At 41.8% G+C, this 23499-nt stretch carries 25 protein-coding genes; 10 read left to right on the top strand and 15 right to left on the bottom strand.

Features of this window, described 5'->3' with window-relative positions:
• Window positions 1-31: 31 nt before the first annotated feature.
• The 3 genes from J0656_RS03985 to J0656_RS03975 all read right to left on the bottom strand — a co-directional run bounded on the left by J0656_RS03985 (window position 32) and on the right by J0656_RS03975 (window position 3380).
• Window positions 32-1039 carry a glycosyltransferase family 2 protein gene (locus tag J0656_RS03985; RefSeq protein ID WP_207031716.1) on the bottom strand — a complete coding sequence of 336 codons (1008 nt, stop codon included), beginning with the start codon at window positions 1037-1039 and terminating at the stop codon, window positions 32-34.
• 55 nt (window positions 1040-1094) lie between these two features.
• Complete coding sequence (locus tag J0656_RS03980; protein WP_313790176.1) at window positions 1095-1787, bottom strand: SGNH/GDSL hydrolase family protein; 693 nt, start codon at window positions 1785-1787, stop codon at window positions 1095-1097.
• 108 nt (window positions 1788-1895) lie between these two features.
• Window positions 1896-3380 carry a S10 family peptidase gene (locus tag J0656_RS03975; RefSeq protein ID WP_207031715.1) on the bottom strand — a complete coding sequence of 495 codons (1485 nt, stop codon included), beginning with the start codon at window positions 3378-3380 and terminating at the stop codon, window positions 1896-1898.
• Window positions 3381-3511: 131 nt separating this feature from the next.
• Here J0656_RS03975 and J0656_RS03970 point away from each other — a divergent pair, with 131 nt between their 5' ends.
• Window positions 3512-4651, top strand: coding sequence for a Gfo/Idh/MocA family protein (locus tag J0656_RS03970; protein WP_207031714.1), 1140 nt, complete (start codon window positions 3512-3514; stop codon window positions 4649-4651).
• Between the two features lie 11 nt (window positions 4652-4662).
• On the opposite strand, the gene J0656_RS03965 is transcribed toward J0656_RS03970, so the two are convergent.
• The 4 genes from J0656_RS03965 to J0656_RS03950 form a co-directional block, all read right to left on the bottom strand.
• Window positions 4663-4950, bottom strand: a complete 288-nt coding sequence (locus J0656_RS03965) for a type II toxin-antitoxin system RelE/ParE family toxin (RefSeq protein ID WP_207031712.1) — start codon at window positions 4948-4950, stop codon at window positions 4663-4665.
• On the bottom strand, window positions 4943-5182 hold the full coding sequence (locus tag J0656_RS03960) for a ribbon-helix-helix domain-containing protein (protein ID WP_207031710.1): 240 nt from the start codon (window positions 5180-5182) through the stop codon (window positions 4943-4945). Before J0656_RS03960 ends, J0656_RS03965 begins: the two co-directional genes overlap by 8 nt.
• Before the next feature lie 86 nt (window positions 5183-5268).
• Window positions 5269-6033 (bottom strand): TIGR02757 family protein, encoded by a 765-nt coding sequence (locus J0656_RS03955; protein ID WP_207031708.1) that lies wholly within the window; start codon window positions 6031-6033, stop codon window positions 5269-5271.
• A gap of 1 nt (window position 6034) precedes the next feature.
• Entirely contained in the window at window positions 6035-6703 is a 669-nt protein-coding gene (locus tag J0656_RS03950) for an ABC transporter ATP-binding protein (RefSeq protein WP_207031706.1), read from the bottom strand.
• 242 nt (window positions 6704-6945) lie between these two features.
• Between J0656_RS03950 and msrA the strand changes: the two genes are divergently transcribed.
• The 3 genes from msrA to J0656_RS03935 are packed head-to-tail and all read left to right on the top strand — an operon-like array spanning window position 6946 to window position 8435.
• Window positions 6946-7509, top strand: coding sequence for a peptide-methionine (S)-S-oxide reductase MsrA (msrA, locus tag J0656_RS03945; protein WP_207031705.1), 564 nt, complete (start codon window positions 6946-6948; stop codon window positions 7507-7509).
• Window positions 7496-8095, top strand: coding sequence for a GTP cyclohydrolase I FolE (folE, locus tag J0656_RS03940; RefSeq protein WP_207031704.1), 600 nt, complete (start codon window positions 7496-7498; stop codon window positions 8093-8095). The genes msrA and folE overlap by 14 nt, the downstream gene beginning before the upstream one ends.
• 40 nt (window positions 8096-8135) lie before the next feature.
• Entirely contained in the window at window positions 8136-8435 is a 300-nt protein-coding gene (locus J0656_RS03935; RefSeq protein WP_207031703.1) for a hypothetical protein, read from the top strand.
• 29 nt (window positions 8436-8464) lie between these two features.
• Here J0656_RS03935 and J0656_RS03930 read toward each other — a convergent pair whose 3' ends face one another.
• The 8 genes from J0656_RS03930 to J0656_RS03895 all read right to left on the bottom strand — a co-directional run bounded on the left by J0656_RS03930 (window position 8465) and on the right by J0656_RS03895 (window position 16138).
• Window positions 8465-10762, bottom strand: a complete 2298-nt coding sequence (locus tag J0656_RS03930; RefSeq protein ID WP_237688842.1) for a TonB-dependent receptor — start codon at window positions 10760-10762, stop codon at window positions 8465-8467.
• A 39-nt stretch (window positions 10763-10801) separates the two neighbouring features.
• Window positions 10802-11092: a hypothetical protein gene (locus J0656_RS03925; RefSeq protein ID WP_207031702.1), complete on the bottom strand. Its 291-nt coding sequence runs from the start codon at window positions 11090-11092 to the stop codon at window positions 10802-10804.
• A 102-nt stretch (window positions 11093-11194) separates the two neighbouring features.
• The gene (locus J0656_RS03920) at window positions 11195-11710 is read right to left on the bottom strand and encodes a DUF6787 family protein (protein ID WP_207031701.1); all 516 of its coding nucleotides are present in this window, start codon (window positions 11708-11710) and stop codon (window positions 11195-11197) included.
• 37 nt (window positions 11711-11747) lie between these two features.
• Window positions 11748-12206 carry a DUF6146 family protein gene (locus J0656_RS03915; RefSeq protein ID WP_207031700.1) on the bottom strand — a complete coding sequence of 153 codons (459 nt, stop codon included), beginning with the start codon at window positions 12204-12206 and terminating at the stop codon, window positions 11748-11750.
• A 70-nt stretch (window positions 12207-12276) separates the two neighbouring features.
• Window positions 12277-12918, bottom strand: a complete 642-nt coding sequence (locus tag J0656_RS03910; protein WP_207031699.1) for a DUF937 domain-containing protein — start codon at window positions 12916-12918, stop codon at window positions 12277-12279.
• 75 nt (window positions 12919-12993) lie between these two features.
• Window positions 12994-13947, bottom strand: coding sequence for a D-2-hydroxyacid dehydrogenase (locus J0656_RS03905; protein WP_207032211.1), 954 nt, complete (start codon window positions 13945-13947; stop codon window positions 12994-12996).
• Between the two features lie 8 nt (window positions 13948-13955).
• The gene (gene serC / locus J0656_RS03900; RefSeq protein ID WP_207031697.1) at window positions 13956-15020 is read right to left on the bottom strand and encodes a 3-phosphoserine/phosphohydroxythreonine transaminase; all 1065 of its coding nucleotides are present in this window, start codon (window positions 15018-15020) and stop codon (window positions 13956-13958) included.
• Window positions 15021-15091: 71 nt separating this feature from the next.
• Entirely contained in the window at window positions 15092-16138 is a 1047-nt protein-coding gene (locus J0656_RS03895; protein WP_207031695.1) for an acyl-CoA reductase, read from the bottom strand.
• Between the two features lie 85 nt (window positions 16139-16223).
• Here J0656_RS03895 and J0656_RS03890 point away from each other — a divergent pair, with 85 nt between their 5' ends.
• The 6 genes from J0656_RS03890 to J0656_RS03870 all read left to right on the top strand — a co-directional run bounded on the left by J0656_RS03890 (window position 16224) and on the right by J0656_RS03870 (window position 23491).
• Window positions 16224-16577 (top strand): 4Fe-4S dicluster domain-containing protein, encoded by a 354-nt coding sequence (locus J0656_RS03890; protein ID WP_207031693.1) that lies wholly within the window; start codon window positions 16224-16226, stop codon window positions 16575-16577.
• A 50-nt stretch (window positions 16578-16627) separates the two neighbouring features.
• On the top strand, window positions 16628-16756 hold the full coding sequence (locus tag J0656_RS20285) for a hypothetical protein (RefSeq protein ID WP_258538890.1): 129 nt from the start codon (window positions 16628-16630) through the stop codon (window positions 16754-16756).
• Between the two features lie 56 nt (window positions 16757-16812).
• Window positions 16813-17907, top strand: a complete 1095-nt coding sequence (gene ychF / locus J0656_RS03885; protein ID WP_207031691.1) for a redox-regulated ATPase YchF — start codon at window positions 16813-16815, stop codon at window positions 17905-17907.
• 67 nt (window positions 17908-17974) lie between these two features.
• On the top strand, window positions 17975-18877 hold the full coding sequence (locus J0656_RS03880) for a DMT family transporter (protein ID WP_207031689.1): 903 nt from the start codon (window positions 17975-17977) through the stop codon (window positions 18875-18877).
• A 102-nt stretch (window positions 18878-18979) separates the two neighbouring features.
• A complete protein-coding gene (locus tag J0656_RS03875; protein WP_207031688.1) occupies window positions 18980-20848 on the top strand; it encodes a DNA topoisomerase IV subunit B in 1869 nt (622 codons plus the stop codon).
• A gap of 15 nt (window positions 20849-20863) precedes the next feature.
• On the top strand, window positions 20864-23491 hold the full coding sequence (locus J0656_RS03870; protein WP_207031687.1) for a DNA gyrase/topoisomerase IV subunit A: 2628 nt from the start codon (window positions 20864-20866) through the stop codon (window positions 23489-23491).
• The last annotated feature ends 8 nt before the right edge of the window (window positions 23492-23499 follow it).

Here is a 23499-nt window from a genome sequence, read left to right as displayed (position 1 = left end):
CAAACTTCAGCAATCATTGGACACGCAAAGTCTAACAAAAGAAGAAGTAATCTTGCATTGGGAGTTGGCCCAATTCTGAAAAATAACTGCGGATTTCGTGCTGTGCATTCTCGTTGGCCACCGTTATGATGCTCTGCGGGTTCTTCAAACTCTGCAAAGCTTCAAAATGGACAAGTTCTTTTCCGTAGATTTTTTTGCCTATTTTTTTTGTGTTGTCGCACAACCAGATAAAATCCAACCCCTGTTTTTTTAATCCTTTGGCAATCTTTTTCCCTTTGAATCCTGCGCCCCAAACCACTAAAGGGCGGTTTTTATCATAATCTAGTTTTAGAAAATAGTGCAGTTTGATGTCCAAAAAATAGTTTTGGGCGTAGTGCTCGTGGGTGCGTGAAGTTCGGGTGTCGTAATCACGCCAGAGATGCAATACTTGGTCGCAGGGAATAATTTTGAAGCCATGTTCGTAAAATCGAAATGTTAGATCGTAATCTTCGGGGTATCGTTTTGGTTCAAACCCTTTGGATTGTTCAAAATCGCTTCGATAGACCATCCAACAGGGTGAGGGGATGACGCATTCTTTATAAATCTCTTCAAAATTGTTTCCGGTGGATGTTAATTGATTCAGCCATTCTTCATAACGTTGATAACCATTGCTGATGCCTCTGTTCGAAAAATATTTCACCTTTCCTACGGCAACATGTTCTTTTCCATATTTTATCAAAGAATTGACCATGACTTCCAAACGATTTGGTTCCATAATGTCATCCGAATCCATTCGCGTCACAAATCCTCCACTACTTTGTGCAAATGCTGTTTGAAGCGCAGGAATTATTCCATTTCCGTTATTTTGAAATACCTTAATGCGTTTATCTCTCTGGGAATAGGAGGAGAGGAGCTCAAGGCTTGTATCGGTAGAGTGGTCGTTTACAGCCAATACTTCCCAATCGATATAAGTTTGGTTTACAATGGAATCCAGGCATTCTGGTAAAAAATCTGCCGTATCCTTGAAGGGAATGATGATGCTAACCTTGTCGTTTTGCATACCATTAATTATTCAGGTTCAGGCGGATGATTTGGTACCGGGATAGGGAGATAACTTAACTTTTTAATGCTTTTGCAATGGCTTCCGTGACCATTTTTTCCATAACATCGTATCCGGCTTTGGTGACGTGCACCTCGTCCGTGGTTAATTTGGACTGCATTCCATTTCTGTCATCGGCCATTTCGGAGAAATAGTCCAAGTACATTACGTTCTGGGCTTTGGCCATATCTTTGAGCATTTTGTTGAGCTTCGGGATTTTAATATTTGGGTTCAATCCGGGACGCCATGGGTAATCATAAGCGGGAAGAACCGAACAAACAATAGGTTTGATTCCGTTTGCTTTTGCCAATTCGACCATTGATAAAATATTATCATGAATCTGTTCTAATGTCACTGGGCCTGTGTTTCCAGCTATATCGTTGGTTCCTGCCAAAATAACAACAACTTTGGGGTCGAGGTCAATCACATCCTGACGAAAACGCAGCAGCATTTGTGGTGTGGTCTGTCCACCGATTCCACGATTTACATAAGGATTTTCGGAGAAGAACTCGGGATGGGTCCCAATCCACATTTCGGTGATGGAATTCCCCATGAACACTACACGGTTTTCACCGTCTGCGGGAGCTTCCAGTTCTGCATTTGCCATTTTATACTTTTCCAAATTAGGCCAATCTTGGGCGTTTACTTTTGAGGTGATAGATAATCCTAGAAACGATATCATGAACCAAAGTACAGTTTGTTTTTTCACTATGTGCGGTTTTTGTTAAAAGTATAAAAATTCAACCAAACCTAGTTGAATAAAAAAGCGGTACAACTTATAAAGTCATACCGCTTTAATTATTTTATGTGCTGTGAATTAGTATTTCGCACTTTTTCCATTGGCCTGAGTCCTAATGATAAAATCCCTAATGTCATCGTTGGCTGTTTTTAGGTCTTCTTTTCTCAGGTACATCATGTGTCCAGAGCGGTAACCTTTCCAATCGAACCGGTCTTTCATTTTACCACTAGGGTCAACTTGTGACATGGTGTATTTGGCTGCAAAATAAGTACAAGCACCATCATAATACCCAGATTGAACCAAAACATTCAGGTAAGGGTTCTGTGCCATGGCTTGGCGCAAGTCGTCACGAACACTGTCGTCGTCGTTGTTCCAAGGGTGAACCGGTCCAAACATGTTGTATTTGATGTCGGTTTTGAAATCCAACTCTTCCTGCAAGTAATAATTTATGGCAGGGGTGAAGCTGTGCAACCACGAGGTCAGCTCTGGAGAATAATCTGGTCGGGTTCCGGCCAACATTTTATCGATTCCCAAATAACGACTATCCAAACGCCCGATAGTGTATCCTCCTTTTTCTCTTAGCAAAGCTTTCCAAAAGAACTGCGTAGGTACATCTAAATTATGGTCTAAAATATCCTGAACATCCAAACCTGAGTAACGTGCCATTTTATCGGCAATTGATTTACGTTCGGAATCAGCAATAAAACCACCTTTTGCAATGGCAGGCAATAGTTCGTTAATGGTAAATTCCTCTACCTCTGGCAATACGTCCAATAAGTCTTTGCTTTGTAAGTCCGAAGGCAATGCTTTGTGATGCCAAGCAGTTGCGGCAAAATATGGCATATTGAGTGCACTTGAAACAGGGTCGTTGTCTCGGAATACCTTATAATCGGCAGGGGAAACCATGATCACGCCGTTCAAATACATCCATTGTTGATTTTGTAACGCTAACGAAAGGCCCATAACGCGGGTTCCTCCATAGCTTTCACCCACAATATATTTTGGTGAGTTCCAACGATTGTTTCGGGATACGAAGGTGTTCAACCATTCGGCCAAATACTTGGTGTCCGCATTGATTCCGAAGAACTTATCACGATCTACATCTTTTCCTGTTTCAGGAATAGTTCGGGAATAACCAGTATTCACAGGGTTTACGTAAACAATATCGGTCACATCCAATACAGAGTATGGATTCTCCTTAACACCATAGGGCTGGACAGGATATCCTTCATCATCAATTTTAAGGATACGTGGACCTGTGTAGGCCAAGTGCATCCATACAGAACCAGAACCTGGACCTCCGTTAAATGAAATCAAAAGGGGCCTAGAGGCTCTATCTTTTACATCGTTCTTGGTGTAATACGTGTAGTGAAGGGTTGCAATGGGCTCACCCATTTCGTCCCAAACGGGCTGTGTGCCTGTGGTAGCAGTGTAGTTGATACGATTTCCGCCGATAGTCACTGCATGTTGCGTGGCAACAGTTGTGTCAACAGGAATTTTTCGTTCTTGGGCAAAGGTCAATGACGCACACAACGCCATACCTAAAAGGAAGAGTTTTTTCATTATTATTTGGTTGAATTAGTCTAGTGCATAAAAATAGGGAATTTGAAAGTTCCTGCCTTGTTAAAACAATCGTAAAACCTGTATTTGAGCTATATTTATTAAATTTAGTTCCAATACTAAATCCATAAGCTATGAAAATCATTTCTCGAAGAAATTTTAATAGTCTCACCGCAAAAGGACTTGGCGGAGCAGCTTTATTGTCATCTGCTCCTTTCGCCTGTGCCATGGGAGCAAATCAGGATAAAAAGAAACTTGGGATAGCCTTAGTGGGATTGGGGAGTTATAGCACCTACCAGTTGGCGCCAGCCTTGCAGGATACCCAATATTGCTATTTGGCCGGAATTGTGACCGGAACGCCTGAAAAGGAGAAGATATGGGCTGATAAATACGGAATCCCGGAGAAGAATATCTACAATTATCAAAATTTTGATGATATCGCCAATAATGAGGATATCGATGTAGTGTACGTGGTGCTTCCCAATAGTATGCATGCCGAATTCAGTATTCGTGCCGCAAAAGCGGGCAAGCATGTGATCTGCGAAAAACCTATGGGAATAAGTGTTGAGGAGTGTACAGCCATAATCGAAGCGTGCAATGAAGCCGGGGTAAAATTGGGGATGGGCTATCGCTTACATTCCGAACCCTACACCCAGCAGGTAAAGGAATATGTAAAAGAAAAAACCTTTGGGGATATTCTCTTCGTTTCTGCTGATGCGGCCTACCGCTCAACGGGCAATCCAGACCAGTGGCGATTGAACAAAGAAATGTCAGGAGGTGGTGCTTTAATGAACATGGGCGTTTATGCCGTGCAAAGTACCATTTATGGTACAGGTGAAAATCCGATTTCGGTGGCCGCTCAGGAATTTAGTACGAGACCTGACTATTTTAAGGATACCGACGAGACTATTACGGCACAATTCAAATTTCCAAGTGGGGCAGTAGGGAATATTACGACTTCGCACAATTTTAATGCAAATGCCATGTATGCTTCGGGAACATCGGGATGGTTTCGGTTACAGCCCGCCAATAATTATGGACCGTTGAGCGGGGAGACCTCCAATGGGGATACCATTAAATTCCCGCACGAAAGCCAACAAAAATTGCAAATGGATGATTTTGCTCGACATGTTTTATTCGATGAGCCCAACAAAGCGCCTGGCGAAATGGGCAAACGCGATATGATGATCGTGGAGGCTATTTATAGATCCATCGCCAATGGGGGAGAGACTATTGCATTGGATTTTGAGCCTGGTTATGGGTTTGGGGGGTGATTTAAAGTTTACTATAAAACATTATTGAAATCCTGACTCCCAATAATAGCAATAATTTCAACTAAATCATTATTCAGTTTATAATAGATACTATCTGAGCCACAAACACAACGTTTATATCCTTTTTTGATATGGTCCACTGATTCAAAAGAATATGGTTGTTCGGCAATAATTTGGAAATATTCAAAAAAAGTTTCAAAATATTTGTCAGCTTGAGCCATCCCAAACCTTTGAACGCCATATTGATGGATTCTAATTAAATCTTCTTTTGCTGTGTTGCTCAGTCTATATTTAGCCATTGAGCATTGACTTGGACTGGGCCAGAATTTCTTCTTTGCTATCACTGGTAAACCCGCTATTTTCGGCTTTTTCCAACTTAGCTTTAACCCAATCAATTTGTACTTGTTGTTTTCTTGCCTGACGTATCAAATCATTGACAAGTTCACTTTTGCTGGAATACTCTTCCTTATCCACTTGTTCTTTAAGCCATTGATCGTTAGGTTTGGTAAAGGAAATACTTTGACGAGCCATAATTTCTGATTATTTGATATGGTGTAAAAATACACCAAAATCGAATCATCCCAAACTATTTTATAATTTTGATACGGCCATTTAATTTAAAATTTTTCAAAAACCCCCAATCCAAACAGTGCGAAATCGTATTTTACAGGGTCGGTGGCATCCAGTTTTCTTAGATTTTTGTCCAACTCCAGTAATGCTTTGGCATCGTTCTGTTTGCGTTTGAGCAGTTTGAGTTTACGGGCCACGTTACCTGAGTGCACATCCAATGGGCAGGAAAGTTTGGCAGGGTCGATGTCTTTCCACAAGCCAAAATCAACCCCAGTACTGTTGTCTCTCACCATCCACCGTAAAAACATATTGATGCGTTTGGCCGCAGAGCCTTTATTGGGGTCGGAAACGTGTTTTTGCGTTCGGCTCTGGTGTGGCAGCTCAAAAAACAGTTCCTTGAACTTGGAAATGGCAGGCTGCATGGAATCTTTGGTCTGATGTGCGGTGAAAACCGCTTCCAAACCATCGTGGTTTTTGTAAATATTTTGAAGGCTGGTTACAAAGTAACCAAGGTCAATACCATTAAAGGTACGATGTACAAAAGGGGAGAGGAGTTCCAAATCACGCTGGGTATGGTTCATTACAAAATCATGGGGTGTGTTGCCCATCAATTCCATGAGTCTTGTGGCGTTGTTGATGATACTCTTGCGATTGCCCCACGCAATGGTGGCCGTTAAAAATGCGCTGATCTCAATATCCTCCTTTTGCGTGAATTTGTGCGGGATTTGCAAAGGATCATCCTCCAAAAACTTGGGATGGTTGTATTCCAATACCTTGGCATCCAAAAATTCTTTGAGTTCCGCTTTGGTCATATCAATCTTTGGAAACGATCAAACCATCCACCATGGTGAGTTTACGGTCCGCCATATCGGCCAAATCCAAGTTGTGGGTCACCAAAACAAAGGTTTGTCCAAACTCATCACGTAATTTAAAAAACAATTTATGAAGATTCTCGGCGCTCTCTGAGTCCAAATTGCCACTGGGCTCATCGGCAAAAACTACGGAAGGATTGTTCATTAAGGAACGGGCCACTGCTACGCGCTGTTGCTCACCGCCCGATAGCGCATTCGGTTTATGGTCGTAGCGATCCTTTAATCCCAAAAAGTCCAATAGTTCCTTGGCACGTTTTTCCGCTTCGGCTTTCGGAGTTTTTTTGATGAAGGCAGGTATACACACATTCTCCAAAGCGGTAAACTCGGGCAGCAACTGATGAAACTGAAAGATGAACCCTATATGCTCATTTCTGAACTTGGCCAAATTCTTCTCGTTGAGTTGGTTTACGTCCGTATTATTGATCAACAATGTGCTTTCCCCCTTATTGGTCGGAGTATCCAAAGTGCCCAAAATTTGTAGTAAGGTTGTTTTTCCCGCACCCGAAGCACCGACAATCGATACTACTTCACCTTTCTTGATTTCGAGATCAACGCCTTGCAGAACTTTGAGGTCTCCGTAACTTTTTTGAATATTTGTGGCCTTTATCATAAGTACAACTTCGCTGGTCGAAGATAATCATTACCGTTGTATCGCAAAGATGATCGTTTTAACTCGATTTCCATAACTTTTAAAGTTTTAAGCGTAATAGGGGAGACATGACGGTTTGGGCAAAAGTCTTTTTTTATAAGAGCCACTGGATTAAGTTTATGGTTATAACTTCGACCAAGGGATACATAAATATTTGTTAGAAATCAGTTGTAAGAACAAATATTGTTTAACTTTGAATCAAAATGAATAAACAAAATAATTCAAATTTAGAAATAGCAATTTTTGCAGGAGGCTGTTTTTGGTGTACCGAGGCTGTCTTTCAAAGACTTGATGGAGTAGAGGAAGTGGTTTCTGGATACACGGGCGGGAACATTAAGAATCCTGCATACCGCGAAATCTGCACAGGTCGAACCGGACATGCCGAAGGGGTAAGGATTACTTTTGATTCTTCAAAAATATCCTATTCGGAACTATTGGAAGTTTTTTTCGCTACGCACGATCCAACAACCCTTAATCGACAAGGTAATGATGTGGGCACACAATATAGAAGTGAAATTTTTTATACTTCTTCTGAACAAAAAAAACTGGCTGAAGATTTTGTCCAATTATTGGAAAGAGAAAAGGTTTTTGATGCCCCGATAGTTACTGTAGTATCAGAAGAAAAGCCATTCTATTTGGCCGAAGAGGAGCATCATAATTACTACAACGATAACAGGCAACAACCGTATTGTCAAATCATAATTGATCCTAAGATCAAAAAATTGAACAATTATTTTTCAAAAAAGCTAAAGAATGGCACCATATAGAAACCTTGAAGAGTACAACATCGAAATTACCAATGAGGTAAAAGATCATTTCTCCAAAATTATGGACGATATAGGGGAAGACGTAACTCGTGAAGGATTGATCAAAACTCCAGAGCGGGCCGCCAAAGCGATGCTTTTCTTGACCCAGGGCTACAAACAGGATGCCGAGAAAATCCTAAAAGGTGCCATGTTCGCCGAGGAATATGATGACATGGTAATTATTAAGGATATTGAACTATATTCCCTTTGTGAGCACCATATGCTTCCGTTTTTTGGAAAGGCGCACGTTGCTTACATCCCCAACGGCCACATTGTTGGGTTGAGCAAAATCCCAAGAGTGATCGATGTTTTTGCAAGAAGGCTGCAGGTTCAGGAGCGGTTAACACACGATATTTTGGAGTGTATCAATAAAACCCTCAAACCCAAAGGGGTCGCCGTGGTCATCGAAGCGTCCCACATGTGCATGATGATGCGCGGGGTGCAAAAACAAAACTCGGTCACAACTACCTCTGGATTCCGGGGACAGTTCGAAAAAATAGAGACCCGAAACGAGTTTTTGAAGCTCATCAGCGCCGATTTGTCATAATCCACTTTTCCAATTAGATGGGAATTGCTATTTTTCCCACATGACAGAAGAAAAAGACAATAAGTACCGTAACCTATTTTTAGGGTTATTGTTCGATGCCATTGGGATGCTTTCCTTTGTTATTCCAGGCATAGGAGAGTTTTCCGATGTAATCTGGGCGCCCGTAGCGGGTTGGCTCATGACCCGCTTGTATAAAGGAAGAATAGGTCAAGCTGCTGGTGTTGTGACTTTTGTAGAGGAAATTGTTCCAGGGTTGGATGTAATTCCGACATTCACGTTAACTTGGATATATACCTATGTTCTCAGCAAGAAAAAAGGCCAACCTAAACAAATAGATTGACCTATATTCTCTGTAAATACCTTTGCTTGTTAAAGTGGCACGTTCAAACTAAACGATATATTTCTTCCAATGTTTGCTATGCCATCTGCTTTTAATCTTGATAGGTGGGAAATGTAATTTTCATCAAAAAGGTTGTTGGCCGTGATGGAATACCCCACCTTTTGGTCAAAAATTCTCATATCTCCTCCCAAGCCTACGTTAAATAGATTGTACCTTCCCGTAGTGGTTTCAAAATCGGCTACCTTGTTTTGATCAAAATTTGTTTGAAGGGTTACGAAGGCATAACATTTATAATCTTGATTTCGTTTTTTCCACTCAACCCGGAACGTATTGGTCCAGCGGTTGGCAGGAATCAAGGGTAGATTGGACTTATCTTCCAATTGCCCGTAAACTATGTCGTAGCTACTCTCTAAATGCAACCAATCAATAGGATGTGGGTGCAAATGGAACCCAAACTCTCCACCATACAAAATGGCATTTTGCTGTTGAAAGTCATATACAGGATCTAGTTCTCGGAATTCTCCAGTAGGTTCCAAATAAATATAATCGTTCACGATATTGTAGAATGAATTGATATAGGCCTCAAGGTGTTTGTTGCCATATTCCAGTGCCAAGTCAACTTGAAAATTTTGTTCACTGTCCAAATCGGGATTACCAATTTCTACTCTATTTGCACCACTGTGCAAGCCATTGGAAGCCAATTCGGATAAGTTGGGAGCCCTAAATCCTGTGGCGAGATTTAAACGGCCCAAAATATTTTGGGTCAAATCCATTCGATAACCCACAGCAGCATTGAAACTATTGAAGTTTTTGTCCAACGATGGGATGTACTCTTCGTCTCCCTCTACACCACTAGCTTCTCCGTTGATAGATCTAAGGTCGTAACGTAATCCAATCTGAAGGTCACTTTTATCAAAATGGATATGTGAAGTTGCCAGGATTCCGAAATCGTTGGTTGTGGCATTGGGAACCAAAACCTCTTCGCCGAAGTTCTCATTGGTTTGATGCATACCCTGCACTCCAAAGATCGTGGTCATTTTGCCCCATTGCGTGTTAAACTGAATATTGTAGTTGAAGGTACTCAAGCGCATATCAAGTGCTGCACCCTCGTGTCCTTCTTCCTCGTGTTCCTCGCCTTCGTGCTCTTCCTCTTCGGCGTGTTCCTCACCCTCCTCATGCTCGTGTTCCTCTTCGTGGTGGTGCTCCTCGAACTCCTTTCTATTGTTCACGGTATAGCCAAAAGTGGCTTCAAGGCTCGATTTTTTGAAAAAGAAGTTGTTCTTGGAACTAATAATGTGGGTCGATAGCTCTTGATAGGGCATCAATGGATCGCGATCATTGTTCTGTGCCCCGATTTCTTCCGGAATTCCCAATTCCGAACCATTGTAATTGTATCTAAGCTCTGTCTTAAACTTGGAAGCCTGATAGGCAAGACCTGTTTTTAAATCTGCTTCGTTGAACCTTGAGTTGGTTATACTGGTTCCATCTCCTGTCTCGTAATCGGCGTTTGATGCATACGCACCTCTGACCAAAAATTTAAGTTTTTCCCCAGAAGTTTTGAACCCTGCATTGGCATTGTAGCCCAGGGTATTGGAGAAGTATCTCATATTCACATCACCAGAGGTCTCGCCAGCTGTCTCAAATTTTTCGGGATTAAGGTAAAGCACACCTCCCAAAGCATCCGAACCATATAATAAGGACGCTGGGCCTTTGATTACCTCTACACTAGAGATTCCGGCATCATTTATTCCCAATCCGTGCTCACCACCATATTGCTGGTTCTCCAACCTCACGCCTTGAGTATAAACAAGTACACGGTTAAAGCTCAGACCACGAATTACGGGCTTTCCGATGCCCACCCCAGTAGAGACCGAAGATACACCAGGTATATTGGTAATTCCTTCAGATAAGGTTATTCCTCCTTGTTGTTTGAGTTCCTCCATGGATTTTTGCTCCACCTTCATCACATTTTCACGTTGGAGCTTATGGAAAGGAGTGGATAGGACCACTTCATCCATTTCTATGGCGGATGGAGTCATTTGGTAGTCAAATTGATTACTTCCTGTATTTATTTCAATGGAAGTTGAATACGTTTCAAACCCAATATAGGAAATCACTAGTTTGTAATTTCCTTCCGGTAAGTTCTTTAATAGGAAGTCTCCGTTTTCATCGGTTACCGTTCCGTTTTCCAATTGAGGAATATAAACGGAAACTTGTTCCAATGGTGCGCCTGTTTCGGCGTCGGCCACGTTTCCTGATAATGAGTTTTGGGTATATGTTAAAAGGGGGAACAATGCCAATAGCATTGTGGTACAAAATTGTTTCATTGTAAAAGATAAAAAGTTGACGAATCTAGAAAAATCTTACTATGAAACTGATGGGGGAGCCCTTAAAGCCTGAAAAGACGCTTCTCGTGGCTCGTAAAAAAAAGAATAATTTATGGTCTCATACTTTATTTCTGGTATGTCGACCGGTGTATATGTGAAGGTAATGTTGAACAGTACTTTGTTGGCGAGGGTGAAATCATTGAAATCACAGTCCAGATTGCCATCGTGTATATGGTTTGTTCCAAACGCCACACAATGTTTTTCTTGATTGTGCTCGTACAACGTATGCCCTAACTTTATAACGGAGGGAGCTAGAATTGCTACCACCATCAGTAGGGAACTTAATATGAGTATGCGTTTGTGGAGGTTGGTAATCATACGTTCGCAAAGTAACCAAGCCCATATTTGTTTTTATGTTAAAAAAAACATAAACTATGAAAGGAGAAAACCCAATCCCATCCGTTTTAGCATTTTTTTCTCAAAATTCCAGAAAAATTGATACTGTCCGAACAACCAGCCAATCCCAACCAAAAGAACTTGGTAAATAGGAAATATCAAAAGAATGCGAAGAGTCCAATAGATGGCCCCATGTATGTTTTCGTTATCAAAACCAATCAAATGGACCAAAGGGGCGGCCAGTTTTCCAGATAAACTTCCTGTAATGGCAAAAACAATAAAAATGGCTATCATTTCCCACTTATAGTCCACTTTCCATTTGTTTTCCAACTTTTTGAAGCACCAAAGAAAGAACTTGATCAACATTACATGAATAATAAGCATAACACCAATGGCAAAAGGCCATTCGAACACTGTATTATTAAGGCCAAAAGCATGTAATAAACTCCTAGAAACAAGATAAGAGGCGAGTAGGTTGAGAATTGTACCCAGAATGGGAAAAAGGATTTGCCAGTTCTTCTGGATTTCCCAACGTTGTTTTATTTTTTGCATTGAAGGCTAAAGCTATAATCAATGCAAAAATAATACTTTAAATCCTTGGAATGAAAGGCCCTAACCTTTGATTGTACTTCCTTTGGAAATAAATGAAATAATTGTAGAGTTTGTAATTCACTTCGTAACCGTAATCTATGCTTGGGTCATAGTTAATTTGCATTTCGTACAGATTAGGATTCCATCGCATAGGGTTGAGCACTCTTTGGTTCCAATTGATTACCATTATGGCATTTCTATTTTCCAAAAATGATTGGGAATAGTAGCCTTCTGGACGGGCTATGGAATTGAGCCATGTGTTAAAACCAGGTTCTATGATTATGATTTCATATTCAGTTTCATCATTTGCAATTTCAACTGGTTCTTCATCATTGGAGTCAAACAGAGCCTTTTCTTCACTTGATACATCTAATGTTGATTTTTGTGAGGTACAAGAGGTGAGGGCCATGCCAAACATCAAGCCGATTAAAATAAGGTGTGTGGTTTTCTTTTTCATATACATAATGTACAAAAAAAGCCGCTTGGAAATTCAAGCGGCTTAGTTAAATATCGTTAATTGGATTATTCTACTTTCCAAAAAGTCCGCCCAGGACTCCGCCAAGACCACTTTTCTTCTGATTGCCACCGTTTAAAACCATTCCAGCCAAATCATCAATAACGCTGCCGTCGCCGTCGCTATCCAGAAAAGTCTCAATTAAGGATTGTTGTTTATTGGCAGTTTTGGTTCCACCCATTAGGCCCCCCAAAAGACCATTAAGTCCTTCTGGACTGCTTACATTCTGCTGTCTTGTTTGTTTTCCCAAATATCCCAACAGAATTGGTGCCGCAATTTTAAGGATTTGTTCAATTGAGCTGGCATCAATACCAGACTTGGCGCTGAGCGCATTTTCTACCTGTGATTGTTTGGAACCCAATACATGGCCTAAAATTCCAGCACCGTCGTTCATCACATTTTGGTCCACACCGCCACCAAAAAGACCGCCCAGGTCGTCCAAAATTCCGCCATCATGCTTGGAAGAAAGCGCATCCATAAGTCCTTGCGCTCCACCGGGGGTAGAAGCATTCTTTTTCATGGCACCCATCAATAGGGGCATTGCCATGCTCAAAACTTCTGCTGTTTTATTTTCGGGCTGCCCGGTTTGTCCTGCAACTCCGCTGATCAACTGTTTGCCCACTGGGCTATTGATCAAATCTAATAATCCTGACATTGTGTTAGTGTTAAGGTTTGAAGTAACAATGTACGAAAAAGTGAGTTTTACAAGATCGTTCCCTTCAGAAAAAACCTATTTCTTTAGCAATTTGATAACCTTGTCCGCCAATTCAATACCGATGCGTTCCTGTGCTTCTAGGGTAGAACCTCCTATATGTGGGCTCAGGGAAATCTTGGGATTCATTAGTATTTTGATTTCCGGATTTGGCTCAGATTCATACACATCCAATCCTGCAAAAGCCAAGTGTTCGGAATCCAAAGCCTCTACCAAGGCAACTTCATCCAAAACGCCCCCACGGGAGGTATTGATGATTCCTGAACCAGGTTTCATTAGTCCAAGTTCTTTTTTACCGATCAAATATTTATCCTGTGCTGGAACGTGCAGACTCACAAAATCCGAATTGGCCAACACTTCCTTCAACTCACTGCTTTTTAAGGTAAAATCAATGGACTGTCCATCAAAAAATGAAAGGGACAGGGTTGCTTCTTTGGTTTCGTGATCAGTGAAGAGGACTTCCATTCCCAGAGCAAGGGCGATTTTTGCCGTGGCTTGCCCAATTCTACCGAAACCAACAATACCCAAGGTTTTCCCTCTAAGTTCAACTCCAGCGGCATAACTTTTCTTAAGCTGCTTAAATTGACTATCGCCATCCAAAGGCATGTTACGATTGGAATCGTGCAAATAACGAACCCCATTGAGCAAATGGGCAAAAACCAATTCTGCTACGGATCCTGAGGATGCTTCCGGAGTGTTGAAAACCTGAATTCCTTTGGATTCGGCATATTTTACATCAATATTGTCCAGACCTACACCGCCACGACCTATCAACTTTAAGCCAGGGCAATCATCTATCAGTTTTTTGTTGACTTTGGTTGCGCTGCGCACCAATAATCCTTCAATTTTGTTTTTGTTGATATAGTTTGCCAATTGTTCTTCAGCAACACGGGTATTTTTAACTTCGAAACCTTCCTTCTCAAGCAAGTCAATACCTTCTTGGGCAATTCCGTCGTTGGCTAAAATCTTCACCATTAAAACTATCCTTTCTTTTCCAATTCGCTCATTATATCGACCAATACACCTACACTTTCCATGGGAAGGGCGTTGTACATTGAGGCACGGTAGCCGCCAACGGAGCGGTGTCCATTAATACCACTTATTCCAGCTTCTTTGCACATGTCATCAAACACATCTTTTAGTTCATCATCGGTGATGTTGAAAGTGGCGTTCATAATGGAACGGTCCTCTTTTGCGGCAACCCCATAAAATACTGGATTCAGTTCAATTTCTGAATAGATCAAGTTGGCTTTACGCTCGTTGATTTCTTCGATGGCGGCAATACCGCCCAAATCTTTCAACCATTGCATAGTGAGCATGGAGACATACACGGCAAAAACGGGAGGTGTATTGAACATGCTTTCCTTTGCTATATGGACCGAATAATCCATCATTGAAGGAATCTTTCGGGAAACTTTACCCAAAATATCTTCTTTTACTACTACAAGGGTGGCTCCTGCAGGTCCCATATTTTTTTGTGCACCAGCATAGATCAAATCAAATTGTGAAAAATCCAATTGACGTGAAAAGATATCCGAGCTCATATCACAGACTAGGGGAACATCCGTTTTTGGAAATTCCTTAATCTGTGTTCCATAAATGGTATTATTTGACGTAAGGTGCAAATAATCAAGGTCTGATGGGATGGCGTAGCCCTTCGGGATATACTTGAAATTATCTTCTTGAGATGAAGCTACCTCTACAATTTCTCCGAACAAACGGGCCTCTTTAATCGCTTTTTGACTCCAAGTTCCTGTATTTACGTATCCTGCCTTTTTATCCAAAAGATTAAAAGCGGTCATTAAAAACTGCATGCTCGCTCCTCCTTGCAAGAAAAGGGCCTGGTACCCCTTGCCCTCCAGTCCCAAAAGTTCAAGGGCCAAGGAACGGGCATTTTCCATAATGGCCACAAACTCTTTGCTGCGGTGCGATATCTCGATAAGTGAAAGTCCAATGCCGTCCAGTTCCAGTACAGCTTGGGATGCTTTTTGCATAACCTCCGCCGGTAGAATGCAGGGGCCTGCGCTAAAATTGTGCTTTTTCATTGACTAGGTTTAAGGAGTAAAGGTCTAAAAAATAGTTGGATCTTAAAACGTTTCCTGTGGTTAGGATTATCTTAAAGTTTCAATAAGAATTCCATGGTGTCGATTCCGTCGGCATAGTCGTTTAAACTCGGTTTTTGAGTGTCGCCAAAATTGACCTCGTTCTCCTTTGCATCACTTGAAACCACGCATTGTATTTGCTCTTCCATCTCTTGCAATTTCTTTCTCAAGGTTGATTCATCATCATAATATGAGTAGAATAGTGCAGAAATAGGGGAGGTGAGGGATTCGTCCTCTTTTAAAATCAAAAATCCATTATCCAGAATCTTAAACTCGCTCATCAAATACACGGCCTTGTTATAATCGTAATTATTGGCGTATTTATGTTGGTTGATGATATCCTTATAATGGAAGAGTGCATTGAAGAGGCCATCAAAATCATAATCCTTGGGTACGTAGATTTTTGACACATTGCGGCAACCCAGTCCGTAATACCTAAAAATATCCTCGCCCAAGGCTTTTAGCTCTTCTTCACTCTCGTTTCCAGTAAGCACGGCTACGGAACTTCTGTTTTTTCTGATGATATTCGGTTTTTTACCAAAGTAGTACTCAAAATAGCGACTGGTATTGTTGCTGCCTGTGGCGATTACGGCATCAAAATTTTCGAGTTTTCCGTCCACAAACTCTATTTTATCTGCAAGAGAAGGCTCTTGTTGAATCAAATAAGAGCACAAATAGGGAAGGAGTACTTTATCATTGGATGATAGTTTTACCAAAACCTTGTTTCCGGACAACAATACGCACAGAAAATCGTGAAAGCCCACTAAAGGTATGTTCCCCGCCATGACTATACCTACAGTTTTTGCTTCTCCTTTTTCAAGAAAAGTGTAACCGGACAACCAATTGTTCAAGTTTTCTGTGGTGAGCAATTCTCCCCATTGCCTTAAAGAAAACAGAATGTTATCTTCGGTAAACCATCCATTGTGATGACCTGCCCGTGCAACGACTTCCTTCAAATTTTGGTCAACTTCTAGGACGTTGGAATAACATTTATCACAAAAATCCGTTAAGTATTTTCCAAGTTTAACAAAAGCTTCTATGGTATTTCTATCTGGTGCCATTAAATTTGTACACTAATTTACTAGGGTTTATTTTTGTCAAAAGTAAGCATGCTGACAAGAATCAGCCCAAAAGGAAAAGAAAATTATGGCAATTATTATAACAGATGAGTGCATAAATTGTGGTGCTTGCGAGCCGGAATGCCCCAACACAGCAATTTATGAAGGTGCTGACGAATGGAGATATAACGAGGGTACTTCCCTTACCGGTGATGTGGTGTTGCCCAATGGAAAAGAGGTAAATGCCGATGAAGCACAGGAGCCGGTAAGTGACGAGCTTTACTATATAGTCCCCGATAAGTGTACCGAATGCAAGGGATTTCACGAAGAGCCACAATGTGCGGCGGTTTGTCCCGTGGATTGCTGTGTTCCCGATGAAGACCATGTAGAAACAGAGGAAGAGCTATTGGGCAAGCAAAAGTTTATGCACCCCGATGGTTAAGCAATAAAAAACATTTAATTTAGCCCCGGACCAATGTTCGGGGTTTTTTTATGCAAAAAGAAGAAAAAGCATACAATGGTATTTGGAAACAGGCAGGATGCATTTTGTCCTTGATTGCCATCTTTGGTATCATCGGATTGATGATCATGGGGCTTTATTTGCTCATTCAAGGTTATTGACCTCTAGTACCAAAACTTCAACTTATATTTGCACCCTCAAAACACAAAGTAATTAGATGAAAGCAGGTATTGTAGGATTACCAAACGTAGGAAAATCAACACTTTTCAACTGTTTGTCCAATGCAAAGGCACAAAGTGCCAACTTCCCTTTTTGTACTATTGAACCCAATATTGGCGTGGTAAATGTGCCCGACCAACGTTTGGAAAAATTGGAAGAATTGGTGAATCCGGAACGTGTGGTGCCTGCCACCGTTGAAATCGTGGACATTGCCGGGCTTGTAAAGGGCGCCAGTAAGGGTGAGGGACTTGGAAACCAATTTTTGGGCAACATCAGGGAAACCGATGCCATTCTCCACGTGCTCCGTTGTTTTGACAATGACAATGTGGTGCATGTGGATGGTTCCGTAAACCCTATTAGGGATAAGGAAACCATTGATATGGAATTACAGTTGAAGGATTTGGACAGTGTGGAAAAGAAGCTCGACAAAGTAAAGCGAGCTGCCAAAACCGGAAATAAAGAGGCACAAAAAGAAGAAGCTGTACTTACCGCGTTGAAAGAAGGACTGGAAGCTGGGAAATCTGTGCGAGCCATTTCGTTGAGCGAAGATGAGCGTGAAGAGTTTGTCCGTCCTATGCAGCTAATTACAGATAAGCCCGTAATGTATGTTTGCAATGTGGACGAAGGTGCTGCTGTTGACGGAAATGCCTATGTTGAAAAAGTAAAACAGGCCGTTGCCGACGAAAATGCCGAAGTCATCTTTTTGGCCGTTGGAACAGAGGCAGATATCACTGAATTGGAGACCTACGAAGAACGCCAAATGTTCTTGGAAGACTTGGGGCTTTCCGAGCCAGGTTCAGCCAAATTGATTCGTGGCGCATACAAACTACTTGATTTGGAAACCTATTTCACCGCAGGGGTAAAGGAAGTCCGCGCCTGGACCATTCCCGTTGGGGCGACCGCTCCCCAGGCTGCCGGCGTAATCCATACCGATTTTGAAAAGGGCTTTATACGTGCCGAGGTCATCGCTTACGATGATTACGTGAAATATGGAAGCGAGACCAAGGTAAAAGAAGCTGGACGCATGCGTGTAGAGGGTAAAGAATACATCGTTAAAGATGGTGATGTAATGCACTTTAGGTTCAACGTGTAAACGCTGGGCATTGTAATCCATAAAATTTGTGAACCCTCTATTCATGGACATAAAATAGCTTTGCTATATGTCCAGTAAAAGTTTAGGGATTTTGTACGGAGTCTTGGGAGTAGTGTTATTCTCCTCTAAGGCCGTGATGGTCAAATTGGCATACCGCTACGATGTCGACACATTGGATTTGCTATTGTTCCGGATGCTTTTTTCACTCCCTTTCTACATTTTGATATTGTTCTTGATTCGAAAAAAGTCATCAAAGGCAAAAATCTCACCCAAAGATTATGCATGGCTTGCCTTGTTTGGCTTTGTGGGTTACTATTTGGCCAGTTATTTTGATTTTGAGGGGTTGAATTACATCAAAGCTGGCTTGGAGCGTATCATTCTTTTTGTATATCCGACAATAGTTGTTTTTCTTAGTTGGTTGATTTTCAGACAGAAGATAACCAAAGTGCAAGGTATTGCCATCTTGATTACCTACGTGGGTGTCCTTATTACCTTTTGGGATGAATTGGACGTCTCTGGTAACGAAGTCCTATTGGGGGGCTTTTTGGTGTTGTTGAGTGCCATCACTTATGCATCGTATTTAGTGGGCAGTGGCTGGTTGATTCCCAAGTTTGGAGTGCTACGATTTACTTGCTACGCAATGATCATATCAACCCTTTGCATTGCCATACATTATTTATTAGCAGGTAGTTGGGAGTTTATGGACTACTCTTGGCAGGTTTATGCCTACGGTTTGGCCATGGCAGTTTTTGCAACATTGATTCCGTCATTTTTGGTCTCCGCTGCCATCGAAAGGTTGGGAGCCAATAACTTTTCCATTTTGGGAAGCTTGGGACCTATTTCCACTATTTTACTCGCCTTTGTGTTTTTGGACGAAAAACTCACATATTGGCAGTTGATTGGAATGTTGGTTGTTATTTTTGGGGTGACATACCTGTCAATCCAAGGCAAAAAGAGGGCTAAAGGCTGATATATATTAACAATTATTGTTTTTCATTGTTGATTACTTTCTACCGTTCACCCTTTTATTTTTGCTCCTAAATTTTATATTGCAATGATTAACCCTTGACTCATGGCAGATACCCAATATACTGAGGATAATATCCGTTCGCTGGACTGGAAAGAGCATATTCGTATGCGTCCGGGGATGTACATCGGAAAATTGGGCGACGGTTCCTCCGCAGATGACGGCATTTACATTCTTTTAAAAGAAGTGCTCGACAACTCCATCGACGAATTTGTGATGGGAGCGGGAAAGACCATTGAAATCAGCATTAAGGAAAATACGGTCCATGTTCGTGATTATGGTCGTGGAATACCAATCGGAAAGGTGGTGGATGTTGTTTCCAAAATGAACACGGGAGGAAAGTATGATACCCGAGCCTTTAAAAAATCAGTGGGGCTGAATGGAGTAGGTACCAAGGCGGTGAATGCCCTTTCAAACTATTTTAGGGTAGAGTCCAACAGGGACGGACAATCAAAATCTGCAGAGTTTGAAGCAGGGAATTTGGTGAACGAAGAGCTTTTGGAAGATTCTTCCCGAAGAAAAGGAACCAAGGTCAGTTTTACCCCGGACGAGACCATTTTCAAAAAATATAAATATCGTAACGAGTATGTGGAACGCATGCTCAAAAATTATGTTTACCTAAATCCGGGATTGACCATTGTGTTCAATGGCGAAAAATTCCATTCGGAAAATGGTCTGAAGGATTTATTGGAGGACAATAATAACGATGAGGATTTCCTTTACCCGATCATACATTTGAAGGGTGATGATATAGAGGTCGCGATGACCCACAGCAGAACACAATATAGCGAGGAGTACCATTCCTTTGTTAATGGGCAGCATACCACACAGGGTGGAACGCACCAATCTGCATTTAGGGAAGCCGTGGTAAAGACCATCCGTGATTTCTACGGAAAAAACTATGACGCCTCGGATGTTCGCAAGTCCATCATATCGGCTGTTTCCATTAAAGTGATGGAGCCCGTTTTTGAAAGTCAGACCAAGACCAAGCTCGGTTCTACGGATATGGGAGGCGATTTGCCCACGGTGCGTACCTACATCAACGATTTTATTGGCACACAGCTAGATAATTATCTACACAAAAATCCTAAAACGGCCGAAGCACTTCAAAAAAAGATTGTTCAGGCGGAGAAAGAGCGAAAAGAACTTTCGGGAATCCGAAAACTGGCAAGGGACCGTGCTAAAAAGGCAAGCCTTCACAATAAAAAATTACGTGATTGCCGGGTTCACCTTCAGGATATGAAAAAGGACCGAAGATTGGAATCCACACTTTTTATTACAGAGGGAGATTCTGCTTCCGGGTCCATTACAAAGTCAAGGGACGTGAACACACAGGCCGTATTCAGTTTACGGGGAAAACCTTTGAACTCTTACGGCATGTCCAAGAAAATAGTTTACGAGAACGAAGAGTTTAATCTCCTTCAGGCGGCACTCAATATTGAGGATTCCATGGAGGACCTGAGGTACAATAATATTGTGATCGCAACCGATGCCGATGTGGATGGAATGCACATTCGCTTATTGTTGATTACCTTCTTTCTGCAATTTTTCCCGGAATTGATCAAAGAAAATCACTTATATATTCTTCAAACCCCATTGTTCAGGGTACGCAATAAAAAGGAGACCATTTATTGCTACAGCGACGAGGAAAGAAAACAGGCCATTGAAAAACTCTCCGGAAAGCCAGAAATAACACGATTTAAAGGATTGGGTGAAATCTCTCCGGATGAGTTCAAAAATTTCATCGGTGACGATATTCGTTTGGAACCCGTAATGCTGGACAAAGCTATGAGCATTGACGCCCTTTTGAAGTTCTATATGGGAAAAAACACACCTGACAGACAAGAATTCATTATCAACAACCTTAAAGTGGAACTTGACCTTGTCGAAGAAAACCAACTACAACCCAAATAAATGCCACCTTTCTAAATGGAAGAGAACGAAGAACTGAACGATGAAAGTTTAGAAAACCAAGACGAATCCCAAGACAGCCTGGTCAAGGTGACCGGGATGTATAAGGATTGGTTTTTGGATTACGCTTCCTATGTTATTCTGGAGCGCGCCGTACCTGCCATCGAAGATGGATTCAAGCCTGTGCAACGGAGAATCATGCACTCGCTCAAAGAATTGGACGATGGCCGTTACAACAAAGTAGCAAATGTGGTGGGACATACGATGCAGTACCATCCGCACGGTGATGCCAGTATTGCCGATGCCATGGTTCAAATTGGCCAAAAGGACCTTCTTATTGATACCCAGGGTAACTGGGGAAATATTTTGACAGGTGATGGCGCAGCCGCACCTCGGTATATAGAGGCCCGATTATCCAAATTTGCCCTAGAAGTAGTTTATAGTCCTAAAATTACCGAGTGGCAGTTATCCTATGACGGTAGAAAAAAGGAACCTGTCAATTTACCCGTAAAGTTTCCTTTGTTGTTAGCTCAAGGCGCCGAGGGGATCGCAGTGGGTCTTTCCACAAAAATACTTCCGCACAACTTTAACGAATTGATTGACGCGTCAATAAAACACCTGCAGGGCAAAAGATTCACCATAGTTCCGGACTTTCCCACAGCGGGCATCATTGATGTGACCAATTATAACGATGGTATGCGCGGCGGAAAGATTCGTGTGCGCGCCAAAATATCGACCTTGGACAAGAATACCTTGGTGATCAACGAAATACCTTATGGCACCAATACTTCCTCTTTAATTGACTCCATCTTAAAGGCTAATGACAAGGGGAAAATCAAAATAAAGAAGATTGAAGACAATACAGCAGCCGATGTAGAAATCCTGGTGCATTTGCCAAATGGTATTTCACCGGACAAAACTATTGACGCCCTTTATGCATTCACGGCTTGTGAATCGTCCATCTCCCCGTTAGGGTGTGTCATAGAGGACAACAAGCCTTTGTTCATCGGCGTGAAGGAAATGCTGGAAAGGTCCACAGACAATACCGTGGAGTTACTTAAAGCAGAACTTCAAATTCAGTTGGACGAGCTTGAAGAGCAATGGCACTTCTCATCTTTGGAGCGAATCTTTATCGAGAATAGGATTTATCGCGAAATAGAAGAAGAGGAAACATGGGAGGGTGTTATCGAGGCTATCGATAAAGGACTGAAGCCCCATATTACCCATCTAAAAAGAGAGGTGACGAAGGACGATATTGTCAGGTTGACCGAAATCCGCATCAAACGTATTTCAAAGTTCGATTTGGACAAGGCCCAACAACTCATTGAGAGTTTAGAGGATAAAATTGCGCAGACCAAGCATCACTTGGAACATTTGGTCGAATATGCCATCGACTATTTCAAGGAGCTCAAAAAGAAATACGGAGCCGGTCGTGAACGTCAATCCGAAATAAGGGTTTTTGATGAAATCGAAGCCACCAAAGTAGTTATAAGAAACACCAAACTTTACGTAAATCGCGAAGAAGGATTTATCGGAACTTCCTTAAAACGTGATGAATATGTTACAGACTGTAGCGACATCGATGACATCATAGTTTTTACCCAAAAAGGGGAGATGATGGTGACCAAAGTGGATTCGAAAGTGTTTGTCGGGAAAAACATTATCCACGTAGCAGTCTTTAAAAAGAAGGACAAGCGAACCATTTATAACATGATCTACAAGAGCATGAAGGGCGGACCCAGCTACATAAAAAGGTTCAATGTCACCAGTATTACCCGTGACAAGATATATGATCTTGCGGGCGATAAGCCCACCTCCGAGGTATTGTATTTCTCGGCCAATCCGAACGGGGAGGCAGAAGTAGTCACCGTTATGTTGCGACAATCGGGTAGCATCAAAAAATTAAAATGGGACATCGATTTCTCGGACGTTCTTATCAAAGGAAGAACATCGAAAGGAAATTTGGTCACCAAATACCCTGTAAAGCGCATCGAACTTAAAGAAAAAGGGGTGTCCACACTAAAACCTCGAAAAATTTGGTTCGATGATGTAGTGAGCCGACTCAATGTTGATGGAAGAGGGGAGCTACTTGGAGAATTCAGAGGTGACGACCTGTTGTTGGTAATAGACCAGAAAGGTATCGTAAAAACCATCCCGCCTGATTTGCTTACCCGTTTCAACGACGATATGGTGGTTCTGGAAAAATGGAATCCCGACAAACCAATTTCTGTCGTTCACTATGTAGGTGACAAGGAGCGCTTTTACCTGAAACGATTTTTGGTCGAAAACCCGAATAAAGAAGAATTGGTGATTGACGAGGACCCTAAATCCTATTTGGAACTGGTCTCCACCGATTGGAAACCTATGTTGGAAATTGAATTTGTCAAACCAAGGGGCAAAGACCAAAAACCGAACCTTGAAGTAAATATTGAGGAGTTTATTGCGGTAAAAGGAATCAAAGCGCTGGGCAATCAACTGACACCGGACAAGGTGAAGAACATCAATGTTTTGGATTCACTTCCTTACGAAGAACCAGAAGAACAAGAGCCCGAGGATATAGAGGTAATCGACGAAGAGCAAATAAACAATGATGATACTGATATAGGGACAAAGAATGATAGTTCTGATCAAACTACTTTGTTTTAACGCTTTTT

This window comes from Flagellimonas aurea, assembly GCF_017313785.1.
GTDB classification, from domain to species: Bacteria; Bacteroidota; Bacteroidia; order Flavobacteriales; family Flavobacteriaceae; genus Flagellimonas; species Flagellimonas aurea.
The sequence above is the reverse complement of the archived record's forward strand: the minus strand, read 5'-3'. Positions and strand labels throughout refer to the sequence as shown.